Origin of the sequence: Vreelandella salicampi (assembly GCF_013415105.1) — a bacterium.
Lineage (GTDB): Bacteria > Pseudomonadota > Gammaproteobacteria > Pseudomonadales > Halomonadaceae > Vreelandella > Vreelandella salicampi.
In genome coordinates, this window is record NZ_JACCDF010000004.1 from 208,410 (window position 1) to 218,422 (window position 10,013).

General features: G+C 57.9%; 14 protein-coding genes. 9 read left to right on the top strand and 5 right to left on the bottom strand.

Annotated features, from left to right (window positions below):
- Positions 1–12: 12 nt before the first annotated feature.
- Positions 13–1,170: a MalY/PatB family protein gene (locus HZS81_RS07165; RefSeq protein ID WP_179929864.1), complete on the bottom strand. Its 1,158-nt coding sequence runs from the start codon at positions 1,168–1,170 to the stop codon at positions 13–15.
- Between the two features lie 50 nt (positions 1,171–1,220).
- Between HZS81_RS07165 and HZS81_RS07170 the strand changes: the two genes are divergently transcribed.
- The 7 genes from HZS81_RS07170 to HZS81_RS07200 all read left to right on the top strand — a co-directional run bounded on the left by HZS81_RS07170 (position 1,221) and on the right by HZS81_RS07200 (position 5,456).
- Positions 1,221–1,655 (top strand): hypothetical protein, encoded by a 435-nt coding sequence (locus tag HZS81_RS07170; protein ID WP_179929865.1) that lies wholly within the window; start codon positions 1,221–1,223, stop codon positions 1,653–1,655.
- A 20-nt stretch (positions 1,656–1,675) separates the two neighbouring features.
- Complete coding sequence (locus HZS81_RS07175; protein ID WP_179929866.1) at positions 1,676–2,488, top strand: hypothetical protein; 813 nt, start codon at positions 1,676–1,678, stop codon at positions 2,486–2,488.
- 118 nt (positions 2,489–2,606) lie between these two features.
- Positions 2,607–3,008: an acyl-CoA thioesterase gene (locus tag HZS81_RS07180; RefSeq protein ID WP_179929867.1), complete on the top strand. Its 402-nt coding sequence runs from the start codon at positions 2,607–2,609 to the stop codon at positions 3,006–3,008.
- A 34-nt stretch (positions 3,009–3,042) separates the two neighbouring features.
- Positions 3,043–3,336, top strand: coding sequence for a hypothetical protein (locus HZS81_RS07185; RefSeq protein WP_179929868.1), 294 nt, complete (start codon positions 3,043–3,045; stop codon positions 3,334–3,336).
- Positions 3,337–3,345: 9 nt separating this feature from the next.
- The gene (locus tag HZS81_RS07190; protein ID WP_179929869.1) at positions 3,346–3,867 is read left to right on the top strand and encodes a DUF501 domain-containing protein; all 522 of its coding nucleotides are present in this window, start codon (positions 3,346–3,348) and stop codon (positions 3,865–3,867) included.
- Positions 3,868–3,905: 38 nt separating this feature from the next.
- Complete coding sequence (locus HZS81_RS07195; protein WP_179929870.1) at positions 3,906–4,448, top strand: LOG family protein; 543 nt, start codon at positions 3,906–3,908, stop codon at positions 4,446–4,448.
- A 33-nt stretch (positions 4,449–4,481) separates the two neighbouring features.
- A complete protein-coding gene (locus HZS81_RS07200; protein WP_179929871.1) occupies positions 4,482–5,456 on the top strand; it encodes an NAD(P)H-quinone oxidoreductase in 975 nt (324 codons plus the stop codon).
- 29 nt (positions 5,457–5,485) lie between these two features.
- On the opposite strand, the gene HZS81_RS07205 is transcribed toward HZS81_RS07200, so the two are convergent.
- Entirely contained in the window at positions 5,486–5,998 is a 513-nt protein-coding gene (locus tag HZS81_RS07205; RefSeq protein ID WP_179929872.1) for a hypothetical protein, read from the bottom strand.
- 80 nt (positions 5,999–6,078) lie between these two features.
- Positions 6,079–6,576 (bottom strand): tetratricopeptide repeat protein, encoded by a 498-nt coding sequence (locus HZS81_RS07210; RefSeq protein ID WP_179929873.1) that lies wholly within the window; start codon positions 6,574–6,576, stop codon positions 6,079–6,081.
- A 218-nt stretch (positions 6,577–6,794) separates the two neighbouring features.
- On the opposite strand from HZS81_RS07210, the gene HZS81_RS07215 reads away from it, so the two are divergent.
- Together HZS81_RS07215 and yaaA are read left to right on the top strand one after the other, a co-directional pair.
- Complete coding sequence (locus tag HZS81_RS07215) at positions 6,795–7,826, top strand: NADP(H)-dependent aldo-keto reductase (protein ID WP_179929874.1); 1,032 nt, start codon at positions 6,795–6,797, stop codon at positions 7,824–7,826.
- A gap of 104 nt (positions 7,827–7,930) precedes the next feature.
- Positions 7,931–8,716 carry a peroxide stress protein YaaA gene (gene yaaA / locus HZS81_RS07220; RefSeq protein ID WP_179929875.1) on the top strand — a complete coding sequence of 262 codons (786 nt, stop codon included), beginning with the start codon at positions 7,931–7,933 and terminating at the stop codon, positions 8,714–8,716.
- Between the two features lie 3 nt (positions 8,717–8,719).
- Here yaaA and HZS81_RS07225 read toward each other — a convergent pair whose 3' ends face one another.
- Positions 8,720–9,295, bottom strand: a complete 576-nt coding sequence (locus HZS81_RS07225) for an isochorismatase family protein (protein ID WP_179929876.1) — start codon at positions 9,293–9,295, stop codon at positions 8,720–8,722.
- 286 nt (positions 9,296–9,581) lie between these two features.
- On the bottom strand, positions 9,582–9,779 hold the full coding sequence (locus HZS81_RS07230) for a hypothetical protein (protein WP_179929877.1): 198 nt from the start codon (positions 9,777–9,779) through the stop codon (positions 9,582–9,584).
- Positions 9,780–10,013: the final 234 nt, after the last annotated feature.

Below are 10,013 nucleotides of genomic sequence, written 5' to 3' on the forward strand. Positions count from 1 at the left end.
TGCCGGGCACGATTAGCGCTTTAGCACTTGATCCATGCGCGCCAGCGCCGTATCGAGCTGTGCGGCGGTGGTGCCGAAATTAAGCCGCACAAAGCCAGGGTGGCCGAAGGCCGCGCCATCGGAGAGTGCCACCCGCGCCTCTTTTAACAGCGCTTTATGCGGCGCCTCACCTAGCCCCGCTTCACGCATATCCAGCCAAGCGAGGTAGGTCGATTCCGGCGCGTGCAGCGTTACACCGGGCCATTCGGCAACCGAATCGACCAGTCGCTCTCGATGCCCACGCAGTACGGAAAGTAGCGCTTGGCGCCAGGGTTCGCCTTCGCGGTAAGCCGCCTCGGCCGCGACTAAACCGAGCACGTTGCCATCCGGTAGTATCCCTTTGCTCGCACGCGCAAAGCGCTCGCGCAGCGCCGGGTCGGGTATCACCGCGCAGGCGGTGGTCAGCCCGGCGAGATTAAACGTCTTCGAGGGTGCCCAGAGCGTTATCGTACGCGCCGACAACTCGGGAAATGCCGCCGCCAGCGGGCGGTGTGAAGCGCCCTCGTCCAACAGCAAATCGCAGTGGAGCTCGTCGGAGACCACGTAAAGATCATGACGCTCCACCAGCGCGGCAAGCCCGGCTAGTTCCGATTCGCGCCATACCCGCCCAGTGGGATTGTGCGGTTGGCACCACAGCAAAAGGCGCGTTTTCGGCGTGATCGACGCCTCCAGCGCGTCAAGGTTTAGCTGCCAGCCGCCGCTCTCTGTCAGCACCATTGAGGCCTGCTGTGGTAGCCTGCCGGTGCGCTCGGCGACGTCGAGAAACGGCGGGTAGATCGGCGTGACCGTCAGTACGCCATCGCCTGGCTGGGTGAGTGCCATGCTCGCTAAGTGCAGCGCGGGCACGACGCCCGGCAACCACTGCTGCCATTCGGGTTGAATGCGCCAGTCGTAGTGCGCGGCACTCCAGTCGCACAGTGTCTGTTTCAACGTGGTCGGCACTTCCCCGTAGCCATAAACGCCGTGGTCCACGCGGCGGCGTAACGCCTCCACCACCGCTGGCGGTGAGTGAAAATCCATGTCCGCCACCCACAGGGGCAGTACATCGTCATCGTAGCGGTGCCATTTTTGCGACGGCCAGCCGCCTTCGGGGTGTCGCCGATCAATCGGCGTGGCAAAATCAAACGCCATAGCGGTTTCCTTCTGTTCGCGGGAGTTCTTTTTAGGGAGTTCTTTTCAGCATGCCGCAACTCGATTTCTATACCCAAGTCCGCCACGGCCTGCCGGCGCTGTTGCGCCAGTGGTTAACCATCGGCCAAGCCGATGAGGATCGCCTAGCACTGCTACTGGCCGAAACCGCGCGGGTGGCTAAGCTCGGCACGCCGGACGCCACACCCAGCGGCGCCACGTTAAAGGCGTGGAGCGAGGCGCCAACCGCGGAGGAAGTTCCGCTCTGGGCGCCGCGCACAGCCGTCTTTCTGCTCAACCAGATGCCCGCGCACCCCTCGCCACAAAGTGAGGCGGAGGCCTGCGCCTGGGCGTACTGCTGGCTGCGCAATCGCACGTTTGAAAGCCTCACAGAGGCCCAAAAGGCCCTGCCTGAGCATCTACATGCGCCATTAAGTACCGCCCTTGAGGCCGCTTGGCAAGACCAGCAAGGGTTACGGCTCGTTTAATCGCAAGATAAGGATAAATCATGACAGAGGTTCCGCTGATTTGGCAGCTGGCTAAGCTGTTGGTTTCCATTGGGTTGGTACTCGGGCTTGGTGCCGTCGCGGTGAGGGTGAGCCCGAGGGTGGCGGGGCTGTTGGCCGGCTATCCGCTTGGCACGGCGTTAGCGCTATTTTTCATCGGACTGGAAATTTCCCCGCTGTTTGCCACCCAAAGCGCCGTGCATACACTGGCGGGCTTTACCGCCACGCTGGCATTGGGTGGCGGCTATTTGCTTTGCGGCCGACAGGACGGCCTCACAGGCGTTTTAACCGGGTGCGCGGGCGGCTTAGCGGCATGGTTTGTGGTCGGCGGGGTGCTCTCGCAGTTTGAGTTTACCCGCGTCAGCGGCACGCTGATCACCCTCGTGGCCATTATCGTTTTCACCTGGCTTTATCGCCGCGTACCGGAAGTCCGCGTTAACGCCAGCGGCGTATTTTCGTGGTCGGCGCTTGCCTTTCGCGCCGGGCTTGCCACGCTGATGATCTTTATCATCACGGCGCTTGCGCACGTGGTGCCCGCTGCCTGGGCGGGCACGCTGGCGGCTTTCCCGGTGACCATGCTGCCTTTTTTGCTGATTCTGCATGCGTCTTACGGCGCTGCACCTGCGGCGACGGTGATCAAGCACTACCCGATGGGGCTTGGCGCGCTGTTAAGCTATACCCTGTGCGTTTCGCTCACCTATGAGCCGTGGGGCTTGGCCGCCGGCACTCTGGCGGGTTTTGCCGTTGCCACGCTATGGCTTGTGGGGTGGATGCGTGTGCAGCAGTGGTGGGCCAATCGGCGCCTCGCGGTCTGAGCAAAAACTTGACCAAGCGTTTGCTTGGGTGAATGCTGAGAAAGCAATACCCACTCAATGATAAAAAACAGTTTTTAAAACCCGCTTATAAAAACAGTCTATATAAACAGGAGCCGCGATGTTTACCCGTACCATTGAGCCTGCGTTCTACGATACTGACGCCTTAGGGCATATCAACAACACCCGCTTGCCGGCGTGGTTTGAGCTCGCACGCAATGACCTTTTCAGGCTTTTCACGCCGGACTTGAACCCCAAAGAGTGGCGACTAATCATGGCGCGCATGGAGATTGATTACCGCGCTGAACTGTTTTACGGCCACGATATCGAATTACGGACCTACCTGACGCGCTTAGGTAATAGCTCCTTTACCGTAACGCAAGAAGCGCGCCAGCACGGTACACTCGCTAACCTCGGCCACACGGTCTTGGTACAATACGATCATCAGGCCAAGTGCGCGATGCCCATTAAAGGTGATCTGCGTAAGGCACTTGAAGCACACCTTCACGACGCACCTGAGTGAAACATGCCCACGCAGGGCCAACGGAGAGAGCCTTATGGCGATCCGCTACAACCTCTGGATTGACCCGGATGACACCGAGCAGCATAAAGCCGTGGAAGCGGACTTGGAGCGCTACTTTATCGAGCGCTTTGCTGATTATCCGCACATCCGATTGTCCGGCGCCGACCCCTACGATTATGATGCGCCGTTCAATCGTCTCTACGAAGCGTTAATCGCCCGCGCGGCCGACTATTGCGAAAACACCTGGGGCTATGTCGCCACACCCGAACAGCTCAACCGCTGTTTCTTTCGCGCCGTGGGCCGTTCCACCAAATTTGTTCAGGACTAGCGCCACCCGATGATCATTCGTACCAACCACCCGCCTACCCCAAGTGAGCTGGAGATAATTGCCCAACAGCTTGGCCGCGCCCCGCGCGGTATCGAGGCGGTCGCCGCCATTGATGGCGAGGGCACTCCACTGGTACTTCGCATGGCGCCGATTGTCGATGGCAAGCCCTTTCCGACGCTCTACTGGCTCAGCTCCGAACGTCTCAAGGTGGCCATTTCTCACCTTGAGGCCGCTGGCGTGATCAAAGAGTTAGAACAGCGCCTGCAGGAAGACGCCGACTTTCTCGCCGCATACCACCAGAGCCATCGCGACTACGTCGATGAGCGTTGGCAGCATATGAGCGACGCGCAAAAGACCGATGTGATTCAGCGCGGCTATGAAAACGTGCTTACCGAGCGGGGTGTCGGCGGCATCACCAATTGGAACCAGGTGCGCTGCCTGCATACCCAATACGCCCATCACTTAGGTCGACATAACGCCATTGGACAGTGGATGGACGAGACCCACCAGATTGACCGCTGTCTGCCGTAATGGGGCAGCAACAGAATCACCGTTAAAGGATACGTTGCATGGCACGACTTTGCGTTTACCTCGGCTCGCGCCTCGGCAACAGCCCGGAATTTCGCCACGCCGCGATTGAACTCGGCGCGGAGCTTGCCAAACGCGGCCACACGCTAGTGTACGGCGGCGCGCGGATTGGCCTTATGGGCGAGCTGGCTAACGCGGTATTAGACGCAGGCGGCAAGGCTATCGGCGTGATGCCCGACCACCTCGTCGAGCGTGAGCAGGCCCACTTCGGCCTCACCGAGCTGATTCGCGTGCGCGATATGCACGAGCGCAAAGCCACCATGGCATCCCAAGCCGATGGGTTTATCGCCCTGCCCGGCGGCATCGGCACCTTTGAAGAACTTTTTGAAATCTGGACCTGGGGTTATTTGGGCCTGCACGACAAGCCGATGGGCCTTTTAAACATCAACGACTTCTACTCGCCGCTGCTGACCTTCTTAGATAACACGGTGAGTCATGGTTTTCTGGGCACGGCCACCCGCGAGATGCTGCTTGACGCCGAAGGGGTCAGCGACTTGCTTGACGCTATCGAAGCCCAGCTGTGACCCTGTCAAAAATGCGTTAACCGGGAGAGTGCTATGTACGCGGTAGAGTTTGTGGATCAGAACGCCTACTGGCAGAAAACTGCCACGCCGAGCGGGCCAGATGCCGATGAAGTCCGCCTACGGGTTGCTTGGGCAGGGATAAATCGCGCAGATCTCATGCAGCGTGCGGGGCACTACCCGCCACCGCCCGGCGTGACTAATATCCCGGGGCTCGAAGTCAGCGGCACTATTACGCACGTCGGCGATAACGTCACGCACCTTAAGCCCGGCGACGAAGTTTGCGCGCTGCTAGCCGGTGGCGGCTATGCCGAAGAGGTCGTGGTCGATGCGCGCCAAGTGCTGCCGCTGCCGGAAGGGATCAGCTTGCGCGAGGGCGCAGTGCTGCCGGAGGTGTTCGCGACGGCTTGGCTGAACCTGTTTATGGAAGGTGCCTTAAAGCAAGATGAGCGCGTGCTCCTTCACGCCGGTGCCAGCGGCGTTGGCACGGCGGTCATTAAGCTTTGCCACGCTTTCGGCCACCCCTGCTTTGTCACGGTCGGCAGCCAGGAAAAACTCGACGCCTGCCGCACACTCGGGGCCAGCGAAGGCTGGAATCGTCACGACGGCAGCTTTGTCGAGGCGGTAAAAGCCTGGGGCGGTGCGGATGTCATTCTTGACCCGGTTGGGGCGAGCTATCTTACCGATAACCAAAAGGTGCTCAACGCCGACGGGCGTCTAGTGCTAATCGGCATTATGGGCGGACGTAACGCCAGCTTGGACATGGGCCGAATGCTAATGAAGCGTCAGCGCTTTATCGGCTCAACTCTGCGCGCAAAATCGGTCGCCGCTAAAGGCGAGATCATGGATGCCCTCTACCAGCACGTTTGGCCGCGTATTGCCAATGGCGAGATTACGTCGCAAATCGACCGCAGCTGGCCGATCCAAGCCGTGGATGAAGCCCATGCTTATATGCAGCAAGACGCCAATACCGGCAAGATTTTGCTCGCCGTTACCGCAGATGCCGACTGATAAAGATACAAGCGCTAGACGTTCAGATATTAGGAGGCGTGCGGATTGGTCAGCGCTCGGGTGCGGGCGAAAGTTAGCTGTAATAAGCGCGCATCTTCACTCGCACGGTGACGGTGGATACCTTGTTCGCCAATAATTGCTTCTTTCGTATCGCTCCAAAGGCCAAGCTGGGCCTCATTCAGCAAAATACGTAGCGCTTCCAACCGAAACCCAGGGATAATGCCGGCATGATGAAATAGCAGCGACAGCCAGGTATTGTCATATCCCCAGCTATCGCTGTACGCCTTACCCACCGAGCTAAGCTCATCGTTGATCCAGAGCGCCACTTGGCGTACCGGATACCCTTCGCGCTGTAATCGGTCACGCGAGATGCCGTGAAGAAGCTCTGCTTTGGGGTCCCAATGCGTCCACTCCTCCAGCGGCTGGATCAAAAACGCACAACAGCTGCCATCCGCACGGGCGATACCCACCTCGATCGGATAGCTGCCACGCCCGAACCCGGACGCTTCAATATCTAGCACTGTCGGTAGCGTTTCGGGCACAGGCTTCCCCAGGTAACACGTCGTCTGGTCAAAACACGTCGCTTGGTCGTAGTCGGTTAAAGGCGCACATGCACGCTAAGCTAAGCCGTCGCGGGCGCTTGCAGTGTGGCGCGTTGATCGGCTAGGTCTTGCCAAAATGCGGCTTGTTCAGTATCCAAGGCTAAGCCTAATTCACCCTGGCGGTAGGCGCGCGCAAGTCGTTCGGCAGCAAGGTAGTGGCCAGCTTCTGCGGCTCGAGCGTACCACGTGACGGCGTACTCGTCTCGGCGCGGGTACTGCGCGCAACCGTGCTCATAAATCTTTGCAACCTGATACTGCGCTTTTAAGTCACCCGCATGTGCCGCTTCCACTACATAGCGGGCGCCTCGTGCTTTATCCTGGGGTGATGAGCTGCGATGAAACAGCATGTGCCCGTAAACAGAGAGCGCATCGGGGTGCCCCGCCTCTGCACAGCGCTTAAACAAGCGCAGGGTAAGGCGCTGAGTGCGTGGCGAACGCGGGAGTAGCCAACGGGTATGAAATAACCGGTCAGCAACGCGGTATTCAAGCCGAGTAAACAAAGATGATGCCTCTGGCATGGCAGACCACCTTGGCTGATGAGTTAACCTCGGAAAGGCCGCTACACAAATGATGATCAGCAGCCTAACCCTAAAGAATCCAGCCTATGCAGGCTGGATGGGCTGGCAAGCATACGCCTGCCGTGGCGTTGACTCAACCCCAAGGATTTGCTGCTTTGCTGGGGCCTCGCTAACATGCCCCTCATCGATGATGATTTGATCTCAAAAAGGAGAGCACGATGCAGACGCGACCCCTTGGTAGAACGGGCATGGAAGTCAGCAGGCTCTGTTTAGGCACCATGACGTTTGGCGAGCAAAACAGCGAGGCCGATGCCCATGAGCAACTTGATCGCGCCGTCGCGTTCGGTATCAATTTTATCGACACTGCCGAAATGTACCCGGTACCGCCTAAGGCGGAAACCCAGGGGCTGACCGAGCGCTATATCGGCACGTGGCTCAAGCAGCGCGGCGCCCGCGACGATGTCATTATTGCCAGCAAAGCCTCTGGGCCGGGCTTAGACCACGTTCGTGGCGGCCCCCGACTGACCCGTGATCATCTTCACCAAGCCATTGATGACAGCCTTAAACGGCTTCAGACCGATTACGTCGATCTCTACCAACTCCACTGGCCGGATCGCAACACCAACTTCTTCGGCAAGCTCGGCTATGTCCATAACGAGGATGAAGACGCTACGCCGCTAGAAGAGACGCTCTCCGCGCTAAAAGAGTTGGTGGATGCGGGCAAAGTACGTGCCATTGGCCTTTCCAACGACACGCCATGGGGCGTGATGAAATCGCTTGAGCTCGCTGATCGCCTGGGTCTACCGCGCGTCGCGTCAGTGCAAAATCCGTATAATCTGCTCAATCGCAGTTTTGAGGTGGGACTTGCGGAAGTCGCACAGCGTGAGGATGTCGGCTTGCTCGCGTATTCACCGCTTGGTTTTGGTGTGCTTTCGGGCAAATACCTCAACGGTGCCAAGCCACCCAATGGGCGCTTAACCCTTTTTGAGCGCTTTAAGCGTTACACCTCCCCCGAAGCGGAAGCCGCCACCCAAGCTTATGTTGATTTGGCCCACGAGCACGACCTTGACCCGGCCCAGATGGCGTTGGCGTTTGTGAACTCACGCAGCTTTTTGACCAGCAATATCATCGGCGCCACCACTATGGAGCAGCTGGAGACCAACCTCGCAAGCGAAAGCGTAAAACTCGACGACGACGTGCTTGAGGCAATCGACGCCATCCACCGGCGCATGCCTAACCCTTGCCCATAACATTCGCTCAGCCCCGACTATCAACCCCATAGCCCCGGTAATCGCCGGGGTTTGGTATATTGGTGCGATTCAACAGGCGTCTAACACAGACTCAGGAGTACGCCATGCTAAGCGTGATATCTCCCGCCAAAACGCTGGATTTTGAAACACCGGCAACCACCGACCAAGTGACCCAACCAGATTTTTTGCCTCAAAGCCAAGCGCTCATCGACATTTTGCGCGGTTACTCGCCGCAGCAACTGAGTGAGCTGATGGGCATTAGCGATAAGCTCGCGGGGCTAAACGCGGCGCGTTTTGCCGAGTGGCAGCCACCTTTCACGCTTGAAACGGCCAAACCGGCGGCGCAGGCTTTTCAGGGTGATGTGTATACCGGACTGGAAGCGGATACCTTCAGCGAAGAGGAGAACCGCTTCGCTCAGAAGCACTTACGTATTCTCTCGGGGCTATACGGGCTGCTGCGCCCGCTGGATCTGATTCAGGCCTACCGCTTGGAAATGGGTACTAAACTGCCTAACCCAGAGGGCAAAGATCTTTACGCTTATTGGAAACCCATGCTGACCGATGCCCTGAACGAGACCATCGTGGCAAGTGGTTCTAAAGTGCTCGTCAACCTCGCCTCGAACGAGTATTTCAAGGCGGTAGACACGAAAAAACTCGATGCCCGTGTGATCACACCGGTGTTCAAAGATGAGAAGAATGGCAAAGTGAAGATCATCAGTTTCTATGCCAAAAAAGCCCGTGGCCTCATGAGTGCCTGGATCGTCCGTCAAAAGCTCAACGACCCGGAAGGGCTGAAAGCTTTTGATGTGGCGGGATACCGTTTCGACCCTGCCTCATCCGAAGGCGACGCCCTTGTCTTCGTCCGCCGGGAAACCGACCGCCCCGTGTAAGTTCTAATTAAACGCGACCGGGCGCGCCGAGCGAGGCTTCAGAAATTGCCGGTGCGTCTGTTTGAACGTCTCGGTATCGCAGCGGTGCAGCCATTCATACGCGACCATATCCGCCGAAACCGCCACCGCTCCGTTGGCACAGGCACGTTCACGCGCTAGCTGTGCTTCGCGCTGCCGTCGACTCGCCGCCGCTTCGGTGAGCCAGTAGAGCTCATAACCTGCTTCGAGCAAACCAAGCCCTGTTTGCATGACACAAATATGCGCTTCGGTTCCGCATAGCACAATCTGCGTTTTGCCGGTGGCCGCTAATGCATCGCGAAATTCGGGCTCTTCCATCACGCTGAAGTGCACCTTCTGCCACACACGAGGCTCCCTAAGCTGCTCCAGTAGCTGCGGCGCCGTGCCACCCAGTTTTTCCGGGTTCTGCTCGGTAAGCCAAACCGGCACCTCCAGTAACTGTGCAACACCACCGAGCCAGCTCGCTTCTTTTATGGCCTGCGTACCGCCATCAATCACTGGCAGCAATCCGGCTTGAAAGTCGACCATCAGCAGTAGACTCTTTTCACGCTGTAAACGCACGCTTACACCTCATTATTGTCTTTATAGGAAGTCACACACTTGTCTAGCATAAGCGCTAAAATAGCGCGCCCCAAGTTTTCCCGACACGTCTCTTAGGGCTCACTCTATGGTGCGACCGTCTTTTTATTATGCCGCTTGCCAGCGTGTTAAGTTTTAATGAAGCGTTCGAGTCTGCAGAAACCGCAGGAGGCGGCAATAGAGGTTGAATGCCCCGGCAGGAGCCAATGTCAAAATAGCCGCTATGCTATATAGCGGTTGTCTTGACTTCATCATCAGTGCACAACGGTTACTCTTCCGCTGACTCTTCGATATTCTCTCCCATCTCTTCCATACTTTCCCCTGCGCTTTCCATGCTTTCATCAACGCTCTCACCCGCCTCCTCAGCTGGGCCTTGATCGTCATCGTTTCCGCAGGCGGCTAAGCCACTCACTAACATGGCAACCAAAGCTGCCATCATTAATCTTCTTAGCAGTTGTATGCTCATTTCCCCTCCCAGGTTAACTATTTTAGCATCGCCTTTTTAGCGTAGCGGCTACCCACGTGTTTCACCACTCACGACTCACCCTTTACCACGCACGATACACCAGTGTCCCATCACGCAAAAAAAATCCCCCCGGGCATAAGCCCGGGGGGATTTTTCGGATAAGTGCCTGACGATGACCTACTCTCGCATGGGGAGACCCCACACTACCATCGGCGCTGAGCGGTTTCACTACTG

Bases quoted from the DNA above. Each gene is read 5' to 3' on its own strand.
- HZS81_RS07215 (WP_179929874.1), top strand. From the start codon at position 6,795: ATGCAGACGCGACCCCTTGGTAGAACGGGCATGGAAGTCAGCAGGCTC.
- HZS81_RS07230 (WP_179929877.1), bottom strand. From the start codon at position 9,779: ATGAGCATACAACTGCTAAGAAGATTAATGATGGCAGCTTTGGTTGCC.
- HZS81_RS07200 (WP_179929871.1), top strand. From the start codon at position 4,482: ATGTACGCGGTAGAGTTTGTGGATCAGAACGCCTACTGGCAGAAAACT.
- HZS81_RS07190 (WP_179929869.1), top strand. From the start codon at position 3,346: ATGATCATTCGTACCAACCACCCGCCTACCCCAAGTGAGCTGGAGATA.
- HZS81_RS07170 (WP_179929865.1), top strand. From the start codon at position 1,221: ATGCCGCAACTCGATTTCTATACCCAAGTCCGCCACGGCCTGCCGGCG.
- HZS81_RS07165 (WP_179929864.1), bottom strand. From the start codon at position 1,170: ATGGCGTTTGATTTTGCCACGCCGATTGATCGGCGACACCCCGAAGGC.
- HZS81_RS07175 (WP_179929866.1), top strand. From the start codon at position 1,676: ATGACAGAGGTTCCGCTGATTTGGCAGCTGGCTAAGCTGTTGGTTTCC.
- HZS81_RS07185 (WP_179929868.1), top strand. From the start codon at position 3,043: ATGGCGATCCGCTACAACCTCTGGATTGACCCGGATGACACCGAGCAG.
- HZS81_RS07195 (WP_179929870.1), top strand. From the start codon at position 3,906: ATGGCACGACTTTGCGTTTACCTCGGCTCGCGCCTCGGCAACAGCCCG.
- HZS81_RS07210 (WP_179929873.1), bottom strand. From the start codon at position 6,576: ATGCCAGAGGCATCATCTTTGTTTACTCGGCTTGAATACCGCGTTGCT.
- yaaA (WP_179929875.1), top strand. From the start codon at position 7,931: ATGCTAAGCGTGATATCTCCCGCCAAAACGCTGGATTTTGAAACACCG.
- HZS81_RS07180 (WP_179929867.1), top strand. From the start codon at position 2,607: ATGTTTACCCGTACCATTGAGCCTGCGTTCTACGATACTGACGCCTTA.